19 protein-coding genes are annotated in these 19,800 nt (G+C 43.7%); 3 read left to right on the forward strand and 16 right to left on the reverse strand.

Annotation, left to right across the window (positions count from 1 at the left end; all coding sequences use genetic code 11):
* Positions 1–52: 52 nt before the first annotated feature.
* From MKX73_RS03485 to MKX73_RS03500, 4 genes are all read right to left on the reverse strand, one after another.
* Entirely contained in the window at positions 53–1,237 is a 1,185-nt protein-coding gene (locus MKX73_RS03485; RefSeq protein WP_340716316.1) for a phosphoglycerate kinase, read from the reverse strand.
* A gap of 285 nt (positions 1,238–1,522) precedes the next feature.
* The gene (gene gap / locus MKX73_RS03490; RefSeq protein ID WP_340716317.1) at positions 1,523–2,533 is read right to left on the reverse strand and encodes a type I glyceraldehyde-3-phosphate dehydrogenase; all 1,011 of its coding nucleotides are present in this window, start codon (positions 2,531–2,533) and stop codon (positions 1,523–1,525) included.
* A gap of 66 nt (positions 2,534–2,599) precedes the next feature.
* The gene (locus MKX73_RS03495; RefSeq protein ID WP_340716318.1) at positions 2,600–3,628 is read right to left on the reverse strand and encodes a sugar-binding transcriptional regulator; all 1,029 of its coding nucleotides are present in this window, start codon (positions 3,626–3,628) and stop codon (positions 2,600–2,602) included.
* A 171-nt stretch (positions 3,629–3,799) separates the two neighbouring features.
* Positions 3,800–4,033 carry a glutaredoxin family protein gene (locus tag MKX73_RS03500; protein ID WP_340716319.1) on the reverse strand — a complete coding sequence of 78 codons (234 nt, stop codon included), beginning with the start codon at positions 4,031–4,033 and terminating at the stop codon, positions 3,800–3,802.
* A 269-nt stretch (positions 4,034–4,302) separates the two neighbouring features.
* Here MKX73_RS03500 and MKX73_RS03505 point away from each other — a divergent pair, with 269 nt between their 5' ends.
* Entirely contained in the window at positions 4,303–4,617 is a 315-nt protein-coding gene (locus MKX73_RS03505) for a hypothetical protein (protein ID WP_340716320.1), read from the forward strand.
* A 308-nt stretch (positions 4,618–4,925) separates the two neighbouring features.
* Here the strand turns inward: MKX73_RS03505 and MKX73_RS03510 are convergent, their stop codons facing one another.
* Both MKX73_RS03510 and MKX73_RS03515 read right to left on the reverse strand, forming a co-directional pair.
* Entirely contained in the window at positions 4,926–5,693 is a 768-nt protein-coding gene (locus MKX73_RS03510; protein WP_340718837.1) for a TPM domain-containing protein, read from the reverse strand.
* A 69-nt stretch (positions 5,694–5,762) separates the two neighbouring features.
* Positions 5,763–6,353, reverse strand: a complete 591-nt coding sequence (locus MKX73_RS03515) for a LemA family protein (RefSeq protein WP_340716321.1) — start codon at positions 6,351–6,353, stop codon at positions 5,763–5,765.
* Positions 6,354–6,451: 98 nt separating this feature from the next.
* On the opposite strand from MKX73_RS03515, the gene MKX73_RS03520 reads away from it, so the two are divergent.
* On the forward strand, positions 6,452–7,063 hold the full coding sequence (locus MKX73_RS03520) for a spore coat protein (RefSeq protein WP_340716322.1): 612 nt from the start codon (positions 6,452–6,454) through the stop codon (positions 7,061–7,063).
* Positions 7,064–7,209: 146 nt separating this feature from the next.
* Entirely contained in the window at positions 7,210–7,386 is a 177-nt protein-coding gene (locus tag MKX73_RS03525; RefSeq protein ID WP_079524417.1) for an asparagine synthase, read from the forward strand.
* Between the two features lie 147 nt (positions 7,387–7,533).
* Here the strand turns inward: MKX73_RS03525 and MKX73_RS03530 are convergent, their stop codons facing one another.
* The 10 genes from MKX73_RS03530 to MKX73_RS03575 all read right to left on the reverse strand — a co-directional run bounded on the left by MKX73_RS03530 (position 7,534) and on the right by MKX73_RS03575 (position 19,679).
* Positions 7,534–7,989 (reverse strand): nucleotide-binding protein, encoded by a 456-nt coding sequence (locus MKX73_RS03530; RefSeq protein WP_340716323.1) that lies wholly within the window; start codon positions 7,987–7,989, stop codon positions 7,534–7,536.
* 162 nt (positions 7,990–8,151) lie between these two features.
* Positions 8,152–8,364, reverse strand: coding sequence for a hypothetical protein (locus tag MKX73_RS03535; protein ID WP_079524418.1), 213 nt, complete (start codon positions 8,362–8,364; stop codon positions 8,152–8,154).
* Positions 8,365–8,383: 19 nt separating this feature from the next.
* Positions 8,384–9,865 (reverse strand): NCS1 family transporter, encoded by a 1,482-nt coding sequence (locus MKX73_RS03540; RefSeq protein WP_340716324.1) that lies wholly within the window; start codon positions 9,863–9,865, stop codon positions 8,384–8,386.
* A gap of 117 nt (positions 9,866–9,982) precedes the next feature.
* Positions 9,983–11,266: an NAD-dependent dihydropyrimidine dehydrogenase subunit PreA gene (preA, locus tag MKX73_RS03545; protein ID WP_340716325.1), complete on the reverse strand. Its 1,284-nt coding sequence runs from the start codon at positions 11,264–11,266 to the stop codon at positions 9,983–9,985.
* An 11-nt stretch (positions 11,267–11,277) separates the two neighbouring features.
* Positions 11,278–12,615, reverse strand: coding sequence for an NAD(P)-dependent oxidoreductase (locus MKX73_RS03550; protein WP_340716326.1), 1,338 nt, complete (start codon positions 12,613–12,615; stop codon positions 11,278–11,280).
* 215 nt (positions 12,616–12,830) lie between these two features.
* Positions 12,831–14,228: a dihydropyrimidinase gene (hydA, locus tag MKX73_RS03555; protein WP_079524422.1), complete on the reverse strand. Its 1,398-nt coding sequence runs from the start codon at positions 14,226–14,228 to the stop codon at positions 12,831–12,833.
* Between the two features lie 579 nt (positions 14,229–14,807).
* Entirely contained in the window at positions 14,808–14,945 is a 138-nt protein-coding gene (locus tag MKX73_RS03560) for a hypothetical protein (RefSeq protein WP_340716327.1), read from the reverse strand.
* Between the two features lie 127 nt (positions 14,946–15,072).
* Entirely contained in the window at positions 15,073–16,590 is a 1,518-nt protein-coding gene (locus MKX73_RS03565; RefSeq protein WP_340716328.1) for a CoA-acylating methylmalonate-semialdehyde dehydrogenase, read from the reverse strand.
* Between the two features lie 15 nt (positions 16,591–16,605).
* The gene (locus MKX73_RS03570; RefSeq protein WP_340716329.1) at positions 16,606–17,961 is read right to left on the reverse strand and encodes an aspartate aminotransferase family protein; all 1,356 of its coding nucleotides are present in this window, start codon (positions 17,959–17,961) and stop codon (positions 16,606–16,608) included.
* Between the two features lie 179 nt (positions 17,962–18,140).
* Entirely contained in the window at positions 18,141–19,679 is a 1,539-nt protein-coding gene (locus MKX73_RS03575) for a PucR family transcriptional regulator (protein ID WP_340716330.1), read from the reverse strand.
* Between the last annotated feature and the right edge of the window lie 121 nt (positions 19,680–19,800).

A 19,800-nucleotide genomic window follows, 5' to 3' on the forward strand; every position in this document is an offset into this window, starting at 1 on the left:
CCGCCTTCGCTTCAACCAGCTGTTTTAACAGATATTTTAGCCTATAAAAGTTTTATTTATCGTTTAATGCCACAATTCCCGGTAATTCTTTACCCTCCATCAATTCTAATGAAGCGCCGCCGCCTGTTGAAATATGGTCCATTTTCGAAGCGACTTCGAATTTTTCTACCGCTGCAGCCGAGTCACCGCCGCCGATGATTGTGTAGCCTTCTGTAGTTGCCATTGCATCCGCAACTGTTTTCGTACCGTTTGCGAATTTTTCCATTTCGAATACACCCATTGGTCCGTTCCAAATGATCAGTTTAGATTGCTTGATGACTTCTGCATAGTTTTCAGCAGTTTTCGGTCCGATATCAAGTCCCATCCAGTCAGATGGAATGGCATCGATTGCCACAATTTGTGTTTCCGCATCTTTAGAAAACTCGTTTGCTACGACAGCATCGACCGGCATATGCAGCTGTACGCCTTTTGCTTTTGCTTGTTCGATGAAGCTTTTTGCCAGCTCGATTTTATCTTCTTCCAATAGTGACTTCCCGATATCGTGTCCCATCGCTTTGACGAATGTAAATACTAACCCGCCACCGATGATCAGGTGATCCACTTTATCCAGCAGGTTTTCAATAACACCGATTTTATCTTTAACTTTCGCTCCACCAATAATTGCTGTGAACGGACGCTCCGGATTTGATAACGCTTTACCAAGTACGTCCAGCTCTTTTTCCATTAATAAGCCTGAAACAGCCGGTACATGTTTTGCGATACCTTCTGTTGATGCATGTGCACGGTGAGCTGCGCCGAACGCATCATTTACATAAAGGTCCGCTAATTTTGCAAACTCTTTTGCCAATGCTTCGTCGTTTTTCTCTTCGCCTTTATGGAAACGAACATTTTCAAGCAGGATAATTTCGCCGTCTTGCATATTGTTAACCGCTGCTTCTACATCTGAACCAATTGATTCATCCAATTTTTTGACTGGCTTGTCCATTAATTCCGAAAGACGCTCGCCGACTGCCGTTAAGCGCATGTCCTCATTCACTTCGCCTTTTGGACGGCCAAGATGTGAAGCTAAAATTACTTTTGCTCCAGCGTTTACTAGTTGTTCAATTGTTGGAATAGCTGCACGAATACGCGTTTCGTCGGTAATGCGGCCCTCATCCATCGGCACATTAAAATCGACACGCACAAATACGCGTTTTCCTTTTACATCTACATCGTTCATTGATTTCTTTAAAAACATACTGAAAATCCTCCTTCATAGTCGTTCGTCAATTATTGTGGATCGTATACTCGCTAGTTAAAATAGTAACAAAATTCGATAAGGCTGTCTTGGTATCGCCTCTGTTTTGCATATTTTCCTTATATCCGAAAAAAGAGCGGTCCGGGTGAGACCCTGCCGCTCTTTTACCCTTATTTATTATAAGGTTTACATGTATTAAAGGCTATACTTTTTATGCCCGTTTCCTTTTAATATGACACACTTTTCCTTCAATTCCGAAAAAGTATGTCACATTTCGGTGAATTATTATTCTTTAATACCTTGTTTTGCGATATATAAAGCTAAATCCATTAAACGAGTAGAGTAGCCGATTTCGTTATCGTACCAAGAAACGACTTTCGCCATACGACCTTCCATTACCATTGTTGATAAACCGTCAATAGTAGATGAAGCCGGGTTACCATTGTAGTCGATTGATACTAACGGTAATTCGTTGTAAGCAAGAATGCCTTTTAAGTCGCCTTCAGATGCTTCTTTTAATGCTGCGTTAATAGAATCTGCAGTTACGTCTTTATCCAATTCAACAACTAAGTCAACACATGATACGTTTGGTGTTGGAACACGCATTGAGAAACCGTCCAGTTTGCCTTTTAATTGTGGCAATACTTTCGATACTGCGATTGCTGCACCAGTAGTTGTCGGAATCATTGATACCGCGCCTGCACGTGCACGACGTGGGTCAGAGTGCGGGAAGTCAAGGATACGTTGGTCATTTGTATAAGAGTGAATTGTTGTCATCATACCGCGTTTGATGCCGAATTTTTCATCCAACACTTTTGCAAGTGGTGCTAAACAGTTTGTTGTACAAGAAGCATTTGAAATAACATCTTGTGCCGGGTCGTAATCTTCGTGGTTAACGCCCATTACATATGTTGGCATATCGCCTTTTGCTGGTGCAGAAAGAATCGCTTTTTTCGCGCCGGCTTCGATATGTTTTGATACTTCTTCCATTGAACGCCATCTGCCTGTACATTCAAGAACTACGTCTACACCAAGTTCACCCCATGGTAATTTCGCAGGATCTTTTTCTGAAAGCACTTGAATGCGTTTGCCGTTTACGATAAATGCATCATCTTCTGCTTGAACGTCTGCATCATACACTCCATGTACTGAGTCGTATTTTAATAAATGTGCAAGCTGTCCAGCATCAGTTAAATCATTTACTGCAACTACTTCAAATTCCTCGTGCTTCATTGCTTCACGGAATACTAAACGTCCGATTCGTCCAAATCCATTGATTGCTAATTGTAATGCCATGTGTAATTCCTCCAATAACTTTATTATTAAAATAGTATGTGTAAAATCATACTTTTAAAAACATGTTTAATTCTTAAGGATTGTACTTGCGGTTTGCTCATCTGTAATCAAAATCGTTTGCGATGCGGCATTTTTAAAATATGCCTGAATCGCAGCCGCCTTATTTCTGCCTGCCGCAATGGCAAGAACATGCTTCGCTTTGTTAACCTGATCACGCTGGATTCCAATTGTCCGGAGATGATGAACCGTGTCGCCATCTGCATTGAAATAGTAGCCGAATGCTTCGGCAACCGCGCCCTTTTCTTCAAGTATCTGCTGCTCATGCTGTGAACTTTTGCGACGAAGCGCCATTTCCTGTGCTGCACCGATTCCGTGAATAACGATGTCCACCTGTTCATAAAGTGTAATCATCTCCCGAATAATCGGTTCATCCTTCATCGCTTCATACGCCTGCTCACTTAAATGCTCCGGCAAAAACAATGTGCGGTATGTTGCCCCGCATCTTTTTGAAAACTTCGAAACAATGGTATTCGCCTGGAATGTCATCTCATCACCCATACCACCGCGTGCCGCAATAAAATTCGCATCGCTCAGCACCGGGACATCCGATAAATATTCCTTCATCGAGGCAACACTGCTGCCGCCTGTCACCGCAATTTTAGCTTTCGCAGGTGCGATTTTCTGTAATACTTGTGCCGCAACTTTACCGAGCTGCTGCTTTACCGTTTCATCCTGTTCGGCATCACCTGGCACAATGATGACTCGTGCGATGCCAAAGATGTTTGCAAGCTGCTGTTCCATCGCCACAATACCGGAAAGCTCACGATACAGTTCGTAAAGCTGCTCTATTACTTCATACCCTTTCGGCGTGCAAATCATGCCTTTTTTTTGAATCAAGATCAACTGCTGTTCGCTCAGGACCGTTGTTTCATTCCGGATATCACGCTCTGTCATCTGTAGCTGTTCTCCTAAAGCACGTCTGCCAATCGGGCTAAATGTCGCAATTGCTTGTAAAACTCGAAATCTCTTTTGAAAAAGAGCATCAATTTCAGGCATTAGTTTACGCTCAGCTGCAAAAAATGAAATATCCGTCAAAAAACCACCTACCCGATTTATCCTGTTGGACAATATATGTCCCACATGAATATTTTATGTCCCACATGGGGTAAAAAAAATAATTTCTGTCTTCATTATAGATCGTCTCGGACTGATTTGCAACTTTTATGACGGAATTATTCGCAAAAAATAGCGAAAGGGCACCAATGGCTAGTCCACCAGCGCCTCATACAATGTCGCATAATCCAGCTGGCCGTATTGCACAACGTTGCCGTTATACTCAACAACCGGAATCATCAGCATATATTTTTCATGCGCTTCATCGTCTTCTTCTATATTATAGTGCTCAATCGTAAAGTCGATATCTTCCTGCACGATTTTTAATGTGTGGAGTCCTTCAATGCAAAGCCCGCAATCCGGTTTCGAATAAAATTTGATAATCATTGGCAGTTCCTCCTTTTTTTATTATTATAGCGGAGATTGATCGGGGGCGGGGCGGTTGCGCGAGGATTTTATTAGAAGATTTTTGGGGTTGTTAGAAGATTCGGGACGGTTATTAGAAGTTCGCGGTTGGTTATTAGAAGATCCGGGTGACTTATTAGAAGATCCCGTCAACTTATTAGAAGTTCCGGACCGCTTTTTCACCTGCTGCTTTTATTAGAACTTCTCCCGGCGATATTAGAACTTCCGGGTCGGTTATTAGAAGTTCACGGTTGGTTATTAGAAGAACCGGGCCACTTATTAGAAAACCGGCACCCCATGCCATTGAAAATTCTCGCTGTTCAATAGAAATTGAGAACGGATTTGATCAGCTCGCTTTTATTAGAACTTCTTACGTTATATTAGAACTTCCGGCTGACATTTTAGAAGTTCCCGACCGTTTATTAGAAGAACCGGACCACTTATTTGAACTTCTGCCACTTATATTAGAAGATCCGCCTTTTATTAGAACTTTTCCGGGTTTATTAGAAAATCCCGTCAATTTATTAGAAGTTCCGGACCGCTTTTTCACCTGCTGCTTTTATTAGAACTTTCCCGTCGATATTAGAACATCCCCCTAACATATTAGAAGTTCCCGACCGTTTATTAGAAGAACCGGACCACTTATTTGAACTTCGGCCTCATTTAATAGAAGATCCGCCTTTTATTAGAACTTTTCCGGGTTTATTAGAACAATGCGCATACTTATTAGAAATTGCGCCCCCCTCATGCCCCCCTCATTTACACCGGCAACTTTTATTAAAACATCCCACTAACTTATTAGAAAACCGTGGCACAAAAAAAGCACCCCACCCGCAAAAAAGTGAGATGCCTTCCCCTAGAACTAGAACCAATCCTAAAACTTTCTGCCTGCGCCTCCGCCGAATGAGCCGCCGCCACCGAAACCGCCAAAGCCGCCTGATGAGCCACCGCCTCCACCGCCGAAGCCGCCGCCTCCAAATCCGCCGAAACCGCCACTGCGATATACGCGGCGTGCTGTGCGTCGGCGTCCGCCTGGGCCACCGCCACCGCCGAACCTCGAAATGATGTAGTAAACAATAATGATGAATATAATAAAGCCGATCGAAATCCCATCGTCATCATTTGACGCAACAGGCTGTACTAAATCCGCGCCTCCCGCTTCACCGCCCATTTCTTCATAAAAAACGGAGAAGATGCTGGCGAACGCATTCGTATAATCACCATCCGCTAAATAAGGCATCATATACGTATCGATCATGCCACCGAGCTTTCCGTCCGGATAATCTCCCTCCAGACCGCCGCCGACCGTAATCCATACATCATTTTGCCCTTCTCCCTGTTCGGTCGTCGCAAAAATAAGCATCCCGTTATCGAGCGCTTCATCCCCGATTCCCCAGCTGCGCATCGTTTCCGTACCGAATTCATACGCATCCATTCCGTCGATTGTATCTATCGTCATCATGACAATGACATTTCCCGTTGAACCTTCGAGCGTTTTTGCCGACTGGATCAGGTTCTGTTCCACATCATCGGACAGCACGTTCGCATAATCGTACACGTAAGAATTGTAGGCCGGTTTTTCCGGTATGGCTGCCATCGCCTGGAGTGGGACGAGCACTAACCATAAAAGAAGCGATACCATTAATCTCACATACAGTCCCCCCTTTTTAGAAGCTGCGGTCATTGCCGGCTGCTCCATTATTCCCAATCATTAATCGCCAAAATCGACAGCCGGTGCTTCTTCCACACCTTCTTTAATTTCGAAGTAGTCTTTTTGTTCAAAGCCGAACATGCCCGCGATTAAGTTTCCTGGGAAGCGGCGAACATCATTATTAAACTGCTGAACCGTATCATTGTAATCTTTACGCGCTACCGTTAAGCGATTTTCCGTCCCTGCCAGCTCATCCATTAAACGTGTAAATTGTACATCCGCTTTTAAATTCGGATAATTTTCAACTACTACGAGTAATCGGGCCAATGCAGAAGATAGCTCATTATTTGCGTCCGCCGTTTCTTCTACTGTATTGGCATTCCCATATTGTGTACGGGCTTCTGCGATCTGTGTGAAAATTTCTTCCTCATGTTCTGCATAACCTTTGACCGTATTCACTAAGTTCGGCACTAGATCAAATCGGCGCTGCAGCTGGTTTTCGACTTGCGCCCACGCTGCCTCCACCGTCTCTTCACCTGTTACAAGTTTGTTGTATTTCGGCACGATAAGCATTGCCGCAATGACGATCAATGCAACAATTGCAATAAGGGCGACTAATACTGCACTGCCTCGTTCATTTTTTTTAAACATTTGCCCCATCCTCTCTTTTTTAAAAATTGCGTATAAAAATACTGTTCGTTTCCACAATAAGAGCGTACGAAATATCTTACTATGGAGGTTACTAATTCATGTTTACCCAATCATCCCAATCTCAAGACAATCAAATGCCTTTTTCAACAAATCATGGTGCCCATGAAATATTGGATGTTCATGAAGTACTAAGCGCCATGATCGGCGGATTAAACCAATTCGTCCTGCTTCGCGATCAAGTTCAAGACAGCGAGCTTTTATCTATTTTGGATCGCCAGTACGCTTTTATGCTTGATGAGTACAATATTACGATGGAAGCCTTTAAAACAGGTCATGATCCAAAACATCCGACACGCACTTACAATATGAATATGGGGAACGATACGATTTATGGCATCAAGCCTGGTGAGCCTAAAAAACCGATCACTTCCGCAAGTGAAATTAACGATGCGATCATTTCAGGCTTCTTGTTAAACTGCCACAAAATGGGTGCTTCAGGGAAAACTGTTGCTGCTTTAGAAAGCACAAACCCTGTTGTTCGTCGTGTCCTGCAGGATTCCGTACCTAACTGCATCGAAATGGCCTATGAACTTTCCCTATATCAAAACAAAAAAGGCTATTACCAAGTACCGCAACTTTCACCACAGGATATGAGCACAATGCTCAATATGTACGGCCAAGCAGAACAAGCAAAAAATATGCCTAACTAGTATGCCCAATAAAATATACGAACGAATCATCGTATAGTTTCAATTTTTAAATAATTTACCCAATATTTACAATAAATATTTCACGCAGAAGTACAAACAATAGGAACGGTACTCGTTTCACCCACTACGATGAAGGAGGGGCTTTTATGAAAAATATTCGTGAAGGTTTAATTCCGACTGTACTTGGATCAGCTGTCACTGCAACGGGGTATGCGATGAAACAAAAAATCGGTACGAACAAGATGATTGCCAATACCATTTTCGGTTTCGGCCTTGCCCATATTGTATTAGGGGCAATTGACCTTGTAGAACATCGTAAGTAATAAGGAAAAGCTGCAGCATTTTCCACAAAGAAACGCCCAACTTTCTAAAAGAGACAGAAAGTTGGGCGTTCTCTATTTATGTTTCCTCCTTTATTTTCCGGCGCTGTGTTCTTGCAATGCTTATCGTCAAATTTCTACGATAAGCGGCTATTCCATGCTATACCCACACTCCTCGCAAAACTTTTTCGGTTCATCGTACACTTCATTACAGTTGGCGCAATGGTATATATAGGACGCCGTAATATCGTCAATCGTTTGCTTTGCTTTCAGATCGGGCTTAATCTCCTCCTCTTCGACGCCCGCTAATTTACTCAGTTCATTCAATTCTTCAATATCTTTTTCCAGCTGCGCAATCGTGTTTTCTTTCGCTTCAATTTGCGCGAGCTGATAATTCACCATGCTGACCGAAAACAGGCTGTTGCGGTTCAAATTGACGATTTCCCCAATCTGCTGTTTCAGCACTCTGATTTCTTCTTCAATTCCGTTGATTTGTTTTCGCAGTTTGGACCGGTCGACCGCAAAAGACGTTTTACTGCTAAGCGTTGTCACCTTCTTGTTGACTTTCTTCCTCCATTTCTGAAATGTGCCTTTCCCTTCACCCATAAAAACCCTCCACTTCGATCAGAAATTTTTCTGGATTCAACTGGTGCATCCACTTGTTCTTCTTCACAATATGTATTTCCATGTCGAAATATGCCTTTGCTCAAAATTTTTCCATAAAAAAAGGCGCATCCCGTAAGGAAATGCGCCTGCCGCTCTAAATTTTCAACTGCTCAATTGTTCCAGCAGTTTACTGGAGAAATATTTTCTTGTGTCGGCCATTTTAATATGCAGTAAACGCTCCTCATGAGTTGCTGGATTAATAAACGTCACGAAAGCTCCTTCCAGATTCTCATCGATCGTTTTGATAATATAGTTTTCAGCAAGCAGTTCATCAATTTGCTGAATTTCTTTTTCTACAAACTGAAATTCTGACATGTTCGCACCTCGTTTACATTTAATCTGCGGAAGCTGTCTGCTGAACGCCAATCGGTTCTGGAACAGCGTCAATTTCCCAGCTGCGTCCCGCTGTAATGCCTAAATATTCATCATCGCTCGGATTCACGATTTCAGCTTGCGGATACTTCTTGAACCACCAGTATTTCGCCAGCACATAATAGATTGCCGCCCCAACAAAGAAGCCAATAAGTGAAGAGAACGATGGCCAAATATTCGCGATCAGCCCGCCAAGCACCCAAGCGATAATGCCCGCTACATTGACACCTTTTAAATAGCGGTATTGCCCATCCGCCTCATAAAGGTCCGTGACATTTACACGTCGCTTACGAAGCAAGTAATAGTCAGCGAATAATATACCGACAATCGAAGAAAGGATACCCCCTACAACAAGAAGTACGCTATTTAAAACATCAAACAAGCTCCAAGGTTGAACAATCGTCCCGACAATACCGGCAACGACTACACCAACCCAGAACGGTACTTTCGCTCCGCCGATATTCGAGAAAATCGTCGCTGCCGGAATAACGTTCGCGGAAGTATTTGTCGACCATTGTGCCAGTACGATCATCGATAACAGCATCACGAGGACTATACCGCCTGCCGCTTGCTGTAGTGCGTTGATCGGGTCACCTGAACCAGTCGACATATAACAAACCGCACCGATGACGATCATCAGTGTATTGAAGATTGGCTGAACTACTAATGAACCAAGTAATTGCGTTTTATTTCGTTTAAACCAGTTACGCTCATTTTTCGGCGCCTTAAAGTGACGGGAAAGCGTCGGCATATCTGCAGCCAATGTCGCCCAGAAGCCCATGATTGCAGTCGCGACTACCATGAATGCCGTAAACTGTTCAAATCCTGTTTGCGGTGCTTCCACCCATGACCATACCGCTTTGCCCTGCTCTTTTGCTTCAGCAGATAATTGCAGATACATCCAAATCGAAATAAAGATAATGACCGGTGCAGCGAAATCCGCGAAACGTTCAATTGATTTAATCCCCAGTGATACATTGAACAACTGCAACGTCGCAAATACTAGGAAACAGATAAACCAGTTATCAAAGCCGACAAGAATGTTCAGAATACCGTTGATCGCCAATGCCCCGAAATACGTGTTGATCCCGAACCAGCACGAAGCTGTAAATGCACGGGCAAATGACGGGAAATGCGTACCGATTGTTCCGAATGGGGCACGCATATAAACAGGAAACGATAATCCGTGTTCAACACCGATATCCCCGATGACGACCATGAAGATCCCGATCAGAATCGAGCCCACCAATGTCGCAAGGATAAGCATTGGCATACTTAGATTGACAATTCCTCCTGCACCGATCGCAAATGCCGCAAGTACGATGGCCATCCCAACCCAGATGACACCAAAGCCCATCATACTGATACTGCGGTTTTCGTGTGTGACAGGAAGTAAATCCGGTGATTTTAAATAGTTATTACTTTTGTCTTTTCTGTCTGACATCGCTACACCTCTCTTTATTCAATTTTTCGGTTTACAGAGGAAGTATGTCAGTCACCCGCTGCCGCTTGATGCGACGCAGTTAGGCTGACATCCATCCTTTTAAAAAACTTGTGCCAATTACCTCGCAACACCTGAACTGCTCGGAGCAAATCCTGCAATTAGTTTCTGTCTTTCGTTCCACGTCATCGGCGGTTGTGTCGGAACGAGTTCCTTCATCGTAATCGCACCTTCTGCCGGACAGACGATTGAACATAAGTTACACCCTACGCAGTCTTCCTCGCGCACTTTCAGCATTGGACGGCCATCTTCTGTATACAGATCGATACATTGATGGGACGTATCTTCACAGGCAATATGGCATTTATTACAGTTGATGCAAACATCGTTATTGATCTCTGCAACAACTTTATAATTTAAGTCTAAATCTCCCCAATCCGAATATTTCGGTACTGTTTTGCCGACTAAATCCATAACCGATTTCAAGCCTTTATCGTCTAAATAATTGCTTAATCCATCAATCATGTCTTCAACAATGCTGAAACCATGGTGCATTGCCGCTGTACAAACTTGCACACTAGTCGATCCCATCAGGATGAACTCAGCAGCGTCCTGCCAGTTCGAAATACCGCCAATTCCGGAAATCGGTAAATTGATATACGGACTTCTTGCACACTCGCCGACCATGTTCAGAGCAATTGGCTTAACGGCCGGTCCACAATAACCCCCGTGCGCCCCTTTATTGCCAACATGCGGAATTGTGTTCCAAGAGTTCAGATCAACCCCCGCCAAACTATTGATCGTGTTGATCATACTAATTGCATCCGCACCGCCGCGCACCGCTGCTTCCGCCGTTACAGTAATATCCGTAATGTTCGGTGTCAGTTTAACGATGACCGGTACTTCAGCATATTCTTTTGCCCAATATGTCTGCTTTTCCACCAGATCAGGCACTTGACCTGAAGCGGCTCCCATGCCACGTTCCGCCATACCATGTGGGCAGCCGAAGTTTAATTCGAAGCCATCTACCCCAACATCCTGGACTCTTTTCACGATTTCATGCCATTTCTCGGCTTTCGGCTCCACCATTAGCGATGCGATGATCGTATGGTCCGGGAACCGTTTTTTCGTTTCATAAATTTCCTTTAAGTTCACTTCGAGCGGTCGGTCTGTGATGAGCTCAATATTATTGAAGCCCGCCACCTTCTGACCATTAAAACTAACAGCAGCAAAACGGGAGGAAACGTTTAAAATAGGGTCCCCCAGCGTTTTCCATACAGCGCCGCCCCAGCCCGCTTCAAATGCGCGCTGCACTTGATAGCCGGAGTTTGTCGGTGGTGCCGATGCCAGCCAAAAAGGATTAGGTGACTTAATACCAGCAAAATCTATTCGTAAATCTGCCATTTCAATTCCCCCTATGCAATTTCTGAATTTGCCTTTAGTTCATAATGAATCGCGTAAGCCGAATCTTTGCCTTGCTGCGCTGCCGATACAACTGTCGCCTCACCGTACCCGTTGCCGTAGATCACATCACCGCAAGCATAAATTTTCGGATTGGATGTTTTCAGGCTATTATGATCCACATCAATTACACCGCGTGTATTCGCCAACCCTAAATGCTCAATCAGCTCATACTGCTTCGTTTGACCGATCGCCCGAATCACCGCATCCGCCTCAATCACAAATTCAGAACCAGGAATTTCAGTTAACATCCCTTTTCCACCTTCGATATCCGTCAGTTTCATTTTGATGCATTCCATTCCGATCACTTTACCGTTGTCGTCGCCAATAATGCGCTTCGGTAATGTCAGCCATCTGAACTCAACACCGTCCTGCTTCGCAAAATCAAATTCAAAATCATATGCCGTCATTTCATTCGATGTACGACGGTAAACGATTTGCACCTGCTCAGCACCAAGTCTTACAGAACATGTTGCTGCATCAATCGCTGTATTGCCGGCACCGATTACCAGCACTTTTTTGCCAAGCACCCGATCAGTAAATGAAGATTTCGATTCCTTTACGAAATCAATCGCATCATACACACCGTCCAAGTTTTCGCCTTCAATGCCAAGCATCGGCACTTTCCCCATACCAACCGCTACAATGATGCGGTCATAATTTTCAAGCAGTTCGTCAACCAGTACATCTTCGCCGATCTTCGTGCTCGTTCTAATTTCCACGCCAAGATTTTGTACTTGCTGCACTTCCCACTCAACTACATCCTGCGGCAGTCGGAATGAAACGATGCCGTAATAATTCAGGCCGCCCGCTTTTTCATCGGCTTCGAAAATCGTCACACCGTACCCTAGCAAAGCCAGTTCACGTGCTGCAGATAACCCTGCCGGACCGCTTCCGATAATGGCGATTTTCTTGCCGTTTACCGGTTGAGGCGTGAACAGATTGACATTCGATTCACGCAGCCAGTCTGTCGCATAGCGCTGAAGATGACCAATCTGAATCGGTTTTTCCTCACTGTTCAGCACACAAGCCCCCTCACAAAGCTCGATTGTCGGACAGACGCGCGCACAGCTTGCACCTACCGGATTCGATTCCATAATGACACGGGCCGAACCTTTCATATTATTCGAAGCAATTTTCTTGATAAAGCTTGGAATATTAATGCTCGTTGGACATGCTTTTACACAAGGCGGATCATAGCAATACAGACAACGATTCGCTTCAACAGTTGCCGCGTATGTTGTTAAACCATCAAATATCTCTTCAAAGTTCTTCGCTAAACTATTGCTCATTTCATAACAACCCTCTCCAGTTTGATTTGTTATTACTTTTAGCTGTCGATATCTTCATTCAGCCGATGCCCTGACCACCTGCAAAATGAAGATAAGCCCCGGTGGATGTCACAGATTTTTTATTGGAATTGACGCCAGCCTAAAGTGTCGCTTCTTGCAACTAAGGCTGGCTGACCCACGAATCCGGACGCAATTACATAGCGTAATTGACCTTGTTATGAAGTTACTTTAGTGGAACCTTTTACTTCACGACGGATATACTTGCCGCTTCCAAGCTGTCCGACGAATTTTTTATCTTGAATGACATACTCACCGCGCACTAGCACACTTGTCGGTTCACCCGTCACTTCCAGCCCTTCAAATGCGTTGTAGTCCACATTCATATGATGTGTTTCAGCAGAGATTGTACGTTTTACTGTCGGATCGAATAATACGATATCCGCATCTGAACCGACCGCGATCGTTCCTTTTTTAGGGAATAGTCCGAAAATCTTCGCAGACTGCGTTGAAATCATATCGACAAACTCGTTTTCCGTAATGCGTCCTTTCGCAACACCTTCTGAATACAGTACAGAGAAACGGTCTTCGATAAATGGCCCGCCGTTCGGGATTTTCGAGAAGTCGTTCTTCCCTAATGTTTTCTTGCCATTGAAGCTGAATGAACATTGGTCCGAACCAATCGTCTGCAGCTGCTTCGCCTTCAATGCATTCCACAATACTTCCTGATGCTCTACAGGACGTAACGGCGGAGACCATACATATTTCGCACCTTCAAAGTTCGGCTTTTCCAATGCTGTCTGGTCAAGCACTAAATACGGGGGACAAGTTTCACCTAACACGTTGTAGCCTTTGTTACGTGCCGAGATGATTTCATCTACCGCTTCTTTACACGTTACATGCACGACATATAATTGCGCTCCAGCCAAGTTTGCCAGCTCAATCGCACGCTTCGTCGCTTCCCCTTCTACTTCAGGCGGACGAGTAAGCGCATGATAAATCGGCTCCGTCTGACCATTCGCTTTCGCTTCTTCTACTAATTCATCGATAACCGATCCGTTTTCGCAATGGACCATAACCGTTGCACCAAGCTTCTTCCCGACTTTAAACGCCTGGAATAACGTGCGATCCGTCGCCTGGAATTCCTTCGCATAGGCAAGGAACACTTTGATCGAGCTGATCCCGCCTCGCTCCAGCGCTTCCGGTAACTCCTGCAGGCGCTGTTCATTTAAATCACCGATCATTAAATGGAAGCCATAGTCGATTACGGCTTTATCTTTTGCCTTGCCATGCCATGTATCGATTGCATCCATCAATGTCGGGGAGCCTGCACTAATACAGAAATCGATAATCGTTGTTGTTCCTCCGTATGCCGCAGCAATCGTCCCTGATTGCCAGTCATCATCTGTTACCGTGTTGTTGAACGGCATATCAAGATGGGTATGAGGGTCAATACCACCCGGGAATAAAAGCTTTCCTGTTGCATCAATAATTTCCGCTTCCGCATCATCTATTTTTGCTGCAATTTGAGTGATGATCCCATCCTCAATCAGCACATCCCCTTTAAACGTATCCGCAGCAGTAACAATTGTTCCCCCAGTAATAATCTTTTTCATATGAACCCTCCTAGTTTTCTAGTAATTTCTATTGAAAAAATGAAAAAACAAAGCGTCTCCTAGTGCTATCAGCTTTCGAGAATATTTAATAGTTTTCTATCATATAATTAACCTTTAGTATTATATGTTACAGTTAACGACATAATATCTATTTTATGGAAATATTCTCGAAAAATTTTCATTGCCGAACCCTTGCGAATCCTTCATAACTATCACTTTACTGAATATTTAGACTACATTTAATATACAAAAGGTAATTTTTTCCGCGAAATTTTTAGACAAAAGGTTAAAAGTTGTAATGAAATATACTGTTTTTGTGTAAGTTTTTCTAACATAATGTATTGTTTTTATCGGTTTTCTATAAGGAGTGAGAATCTTTCGGAAGTTTTCTAATATATTCGGAGGATGTTCTAATATACTTTTATTTGTTCTAATAAAAGTCGGATTTTCTAATATATTGTTCTATTGTTCTAATATGTTTGTGCAATGTTCTAATATCCACTCCCAATCTTCAAATATCCACCGCGGTTCTTCTAATATCCGCAGGCAATGTTCTAATAAAACCGCAAACCCGCATACTCACCGGTCTAAATCAGCATCCGCAACCCCCATTACCGCCCAATCTTCTAATAAACACGCAAACTGTTCTAATAACCGGTCTACTTCTTCTAATATCCGCAGGCAATGTTCTAATAAAACCGCAAACCCGCCCAGCATCCGCAAACTCCTTTACCGCCACAATTGTTCCAATAAAGCCGTACCCCCGCCAGCAAACTTCATCTACGTATAAGACCTAAAACAGCCTAACCCCACTTCCGGAATCAGGCTGTTTTTTGCTTGTATTTTAGTTATTGCTAGGGAAAGCGAATGTCGAAGCTGTTGTTTCCGATGTATCTGGCCAGCGTTCCGATACCGTTTTCGTTTTCGTGAAGAATCGGGCCTGATCCGGACCGAACATATGCCCTTCACCAAAGCGCGAACCTTTGAAGCCGGCAAAATTATGGTAGCCGACAGGAATTGGGATCGGCACATTGACACCGACCATACCGACATCAATCTCCGTTGTAAACTTGCGCGCGGCCGCACCGTCATTCGTGAAGATCGTAACCCCATTTGCCAGATCCTGACCATTAATGAAATCAATCGCTTCTGCAAGTGAGTTTACGCGCACGACATTACGAGCCGGACCGAAAACTTCCTCATCGAAAATCTCCATCTCCTTCGTAATATTGTCCAGTAATGTCGGACCGACGAAGAAGCCTTCCGAGTTTTTCACGATATCCAGTTCACGGCCGTCCACTACAACCGTCGCACCTTGACGTTCAGCCAGATCGATTGCTTTCAAAATATTTTCTTTCGACTCTTTTGAAATGACCGGACCAAAATCCGTGCCCTCTTCTTTATAGCTGCCCACTTTCAGGTTGCTGATTTTCTCTTTCAAAATCGCAACAAGTCGGTCAGCCGTCTCTTCACCAACCGGCATAATTGTAGAAATCGCCATGCAGCGTTGGGAAGCCGCGCCATATGCAGCACCGATAAACGCGTTCGCCACTTGCTCCAGATCCGCATCCGGCATAACGACCATATTGTTTTTCCCGCCGCCTAAAGCCGTAACACGCTTGCCGTATTTTGAACCCGTTTCATAAATATATTTCGCAACAGGTGTTGAGCCGACAAATGAAATTGCCTGAACAGTCGGGTTTTCCAGCAGCTCATTGACCGCTTCCTTACTGCCATTTACAACTGTCCAAATCCCGTCCGGCAGTCCTGCTTTTTTCCATAGCTCACTGACAAACAGCGAAGTCATCGGCACCTTTTCGGATGCTTTTAAAATAACCGCATTCCCGACAGCGACCGCCATCGACGTTTGCGCTAACGGCACCATGATCGGGAAGTTAAATGGCGAGATCGCTGCTACGACACCTAAAGGATACTTTGCAGAGTAGGCATTAATCTGACCACCTACATTTACCGAATACTCCCCTTTCAACAAATGAGGCGCACCGATTGCCAAGTCAACCGATTCCAGTGCACGTGTCACTTCACCGCGCGCATCCTCCAATGTTTTGCCGCTCTCCGTACAAATAATATCCAACAGCTGATCCATATTTTCTGTCAGTAAAAATCGGAAACGCATCAATACTTCCGCACGCTTCGCAACAGATAAATCGCGCCATGCCGGGAACGCCGCTTTTGCTGCTGCAATGGCTTCACGTGTTTCTTCAGCTGACGCAATCGGAACTTCGGCAATTACTTCACCTGTCGTCGGGTTATAAACTTTCGAATAGTTGTTGCTCTTCCCTTCGACCAATTCCCCATTGATAAAATGTGTTAATTTTTTTACCGAAACTGCTTCTGTCATTATGAAGATCCCCCTTTATTTAATACTGTTCACTGCTTCAATCACCGTATTGGCAATCAGGTCCTTTTCCTCCACTGAAATTGAAAGCGGTGGTGACAGCGTTAATACATTATTGAAGTTTGCTACCGTTACACCATTTTTTCCGACAATGACGCCTTTTTTCTTACAGTAGCCAATCACTGCATTGACGCGCTCAACATCAAGCGGTGCTTTCGTTTCCTTATTTTCAACGAGCTCAATTCCGATCAGTAATCCTTTTCCGCGAATATCGCCCACGAATGGATGATCCTCCAGATTTTCTGTCAAAGTGCGCTTAAGTGATGCTCCGAGTACAACCGATTGCTCGAATAAATTTTCGCGCTCCATAATTTCAATGTTTTTCAGTGCAACCGCACATGCGACCGGTGAACCGCCGAATGTATTAATGTGACGGAAAAATTCATATTCCCCGTTCGCCACAAACTGCTCGTAAATTTCGCGGCGGATGGCAGTTGCTGATAACGGCATGTAGGCACTTGTTAACCCTTTAGCCATCGTCACAATATCCGGCTTAATGCCGTAGTTCTGGAATCCGAACGCTTTACCCGTACGTCCGAAACCGTTGATTACTTCGTCAACGATCAGCAGCGCACCGTGTTTTTCGCACACTTCCTTTACGCCTTTCAAGTAATCCTCATTCGGCATGATGACACCGCCGCCTGTAATGATCGGCTCCATAATAACCGCGGCGATCGTTTCGGACATTTCCCAAGTCATCACCTGGTCGATGTTCTTCACACTTGGCAATGTCGTTGCATCACCGTTGACCGCTTCTTCGGGATTGCGGTACTGGTCAGGTGGTGCTACATGTAAAAAGCCGGGTGCAAGCGGCTCGTATTTATATTTGCGCTGCGCTTGGCCTGTTGCTGCCAATGCGCCCATTGAACTTCCATGATAAGCACGGTAGCGGGAAATGATTTTAAAGCGGTTCGTATCACCTTTTTGCTGATGATATTGTCTTGCCACTTTAAACGCCACTTCATTTGCTTCCGATCCGCTGTTTGAATAGAAGACGACATATTCGTCACCAAGCAGCTCACTGATTTTCTGGCTCAGCAAAATCGCCGGTGTATGCCCATTCGTTAGCGGTGTATATGAATTTTTAAGCATTTGCTCGTAAGCTGTGTCGGCAATTTCCTTACGACCATAACCAATATTTGTACACCAAAGCCCTGCCATTGCATCTAAATATTTATTGCCATCGATGTCTGTCAGCCAAGCCCCTTTCGCTTGTTCAACGATAAATGTTGCTTCCGGGTTATAAGGCTTCATCGAGTGCCATACATGTTTTTCGTCATTTGCTTTCCAGTTATACTCTACATATTGGCTCATGCATTTCCCTCCTACATTCCTAAACTCTATTTCTATTTTCGCTTATTGGAAGATTAAGGGCATTATACATAGTGTAAAATGGATGTTTGCATCGATTTCACATTTAGCACAGAGTTATTCTCATCGGGCAAGGGGTTGATTTCCATTTCATATTAATCGCGTCATCTTCAATCACTACTTTAAACCTTCACACCCTCATAATAATTATGCTTCGTCATGAGCAGCATGATTTCCAGGCAGAGGCGGTTTTCGTATTTCATAAAATCATTGCCGATGATCTGCTCCACCTTTTCCAGGCGGTGATAAAGGGTTTGGCGCACGATGAACAGTTTTTCGGCGGTTTCCTTTTTCAGACCGTTACACTGAAAATACACATCGAGCGTTTGAATCAGATTCGCATTATGCTTGCTGTCATACTGGCTGAGCTTTTCGATTTTTTCCTTTGCCGCCTGCATGAGACTGCTGTTGTTTTGCAGCACTTTCACCATATGGTACAGCACGAGTTCATCATAGAAATACGAATGCTCCATATGTTTCATCCGGATCTGAAGGGTTTCCTGCGCCGTTTGATAGCTTTCTTTCAATTCATTGTAATGCGAAACATATTTCCCAACAGCAATCAGCATGTCCTGTTTATTTTGCTGGATCATCTCATTCATCACGCGGTTCATCCGCTCTTTATACGTAGCCCCTTGCGCCAAATCATTCACGATGAAAATCAAATATTGGGACTGCTCGACAATAAATGTGTAAAACCCTTCCTTCTGCAACGCCTGACGAAGATTGATTTTATAATTCGTTAAATCTTTTTTCGCATTTTTCCTTCTCAGCTGATGAATCATGACCATCCAGCCGTTATGCTTCAACTTTTGATCGATCTCTTCGATAAAATAAAGCAATTCATCATCACTGTTTTCACCTTCAAGCCACTTCTCAAAAAATTTACGGTTCTCGCTTTCCAATTTTTCTTCAATATATAAATCTCTTAAAATAAACTGCGACAGTGTGACAACAGTGCGGTCCAATATGAGCAAATCCAGCTCAGTCATTTCTCTTTTTTCAGAGTATATGTAGACCGTGCCGTACAACTGATCAAATAAATTCACTTCAATCTTCGCTTTATGTTTACTGTCTAAACGATCAATATACTTATTGCAATTTTCAATCTTTTTATCCGGGATTGCGAGACTTCTTCCTTTTTTCACATCAAAATAAATATCCACGTTCAAATACTTTTGCATATACTGCAAAATTTTTACTTTGTCATTTACCTTCAAAACATAGTTGTTAATCTTCCGGGAATAATCTTCAAGCTGTCTTAAAATATCGTATTGCTGATGAATGATTGCTGTATGCAAATCCTGTGTAATGCCGACAAACGGGACGATTTCCTGAAAAACGATGAGCGGAAAATCCAGTTCATCCGCCAGACTGATGACGCTTTCCGGAACCGCCTGAATGTACATCCCCAGCTCAATACACAGCCCGGCTACATGTAAATCGCTAAGCTGCTTCACAAAATTCAAAAAGCCCTGTTCATTATCCTTTAAAGTGACGCCCGTTGTCAGAATGAGCTCATTACCCCTAATTAGCTGCTTCACATCGGTTACTTCCAAAATATGAATCCATTTAATCTTATTGTTTAAACCTGTTTGACCTGCGACGACCTTCGCTGATTCAAAGTATTTTCGATTAAAAACTTCTTTTACGGTTAACATAAGCAGCCCCCTATCATTAACAATTCGTCCATACAATTATTGTAACATTTTACATTAAGTATATATTAATTTGTTATATGCTAATGCTAATGTTTATATATTATTGATTTTAAGGGGGACA

The organism is Solibacillus sp. FSL W7-1436 (assembly GCF_038007305.1).
Lineage (GTDB): Bacteria > Bacillota > Bacilli > Bacillales_A > Planococcaceae > Solibacillus.

What these genes read in the sequence shown, in the direction of transcription:
- MKX73_RS03565 (WP_340716328.1), bottom strand. Translation starts at nt 16,590, where the DNA reads ATGACAGAAGCAGTTTCGGTAAAAAAATTAACACATTTTATCAATGGG.
- MKX73_RS03515 (WP_340716321.1), bottom strand. Translation starts at nt 6,353, where the DNA reads ATGTTTAAAAAAAATGAACGAGGCAGTGCAGTATTAGTCGCCCTTATT.
- gap (WP_340716317.1), bottom strand. Translation starts at nt 2,533, where the DNA reads ATGGCATTACAATTAGCAATCAATGGATTTGGACGAATCGGACGTTTA.
- MKX73_RS03485 (WP_340716316.1), bottom strand. Translation starts at nt 1,237, where the DNA reads ATGTTTTTAAAGAAATCAATGAACGATGTAGATGTAAAAGGAAAACGC.
- MKX73_RS03550 (WP_340716326.1), bottom strand. Translation starts at nt 12,615, where the DNA reads ATGAGCAATAGTTTAGCGAAGAACTTTGAAGAGATATTTGATGGTTTA.
- MKX73_RS03500 (WP_340716319.1), bottom strand. Translation starts at nt 4,033, where the DNA reads ATGATTATCAAATTTTATTCGAAACCGGATTGCGGGCTTTGCATTGAA.
- preA (WP_340716325.1), bottom strand. Translation starts at nt 11,266, where the DNA reads ATGGCAGATTTACGAATAGATTTTGCTGGTATTAAGTCACCTAATCCT.
- hydA (WP_079524422.1), bottom strand. Translation starts at nt 14,228, where the DNA reads ATGAAAAAGATTATTACTGGGGGAACAATTGTTACTGCTGCGGATACG.
- MKX73_RS03560 (WP_340716327.1), bottom strand. Translation starts at nt 14,945, where the DNA reads ATGCTGGGCGGGTTTGCGGTTTTATTAGAACATTGCCTGCGGATATTA.
- MKX73_RS03540 (WP_340716324.1), bottom strand. Translation starts at nt 9,865, where the DNA reads ATGTCAGACAGAAAAGACAAAAGTAATAACTATTTAAAATCACCGGAT.
- MKX73_RS03570 (WP_340716329.1), bottom strand. Translation starts at nt 17,961, where the DNA reads ATGAGCCAATATGTAGAGTATAACTGGAAAGCAAATGACGAAAAACAT.
- MKX73_RS03575 (WP_340716330.1), bottom strand. Translation starts at nt 19,679, where the DNA reads ATGTTAACCGTAAAAGAAGTTTTTAATCGAAAATACTTTGAATCAGCG.
- MKX73_RS03535 (WP_079524418.1), bottom strand. Translation starts at nt 8,364, where the DNA reads ATGTCAGAATTTCAGTTTGTAGAAAAAGAAATTCAGCAAATTGATGAA.
- MKX73_RS03525 (WP_079524417.1), top strand. Translation starts at nt 7,210, where the DNA reads ATGAAAAATATTCGTGAAGGTTTAATTCCGACTGTACTTGGATCAGCT.
- MKX73_RS03530 (WP_340716323.1), bottom strand. Translation starts at nt 7,989, where the DNA reads ATGGGTGAAGGGAAAGGCACATTTCAGAAATGGAGGAAGAAAGTCAAC.
- MKX73_RS03510 (WP_340718837.1), bottom strand. Translation starts at nt 5,693, where the DNA reads ATGGTATCGCTTCTTTTATGGTTAGTGCTCGTCCCACTCCAGGCGATG.
- MKX73_RS03520 (WP_340716322.1), top strand. Translation starts at nt 6,452, where the DNA reads ATGTTTACCCAATCATCCCAATCTCAAGACAATCAAATGCCTTTTTCA.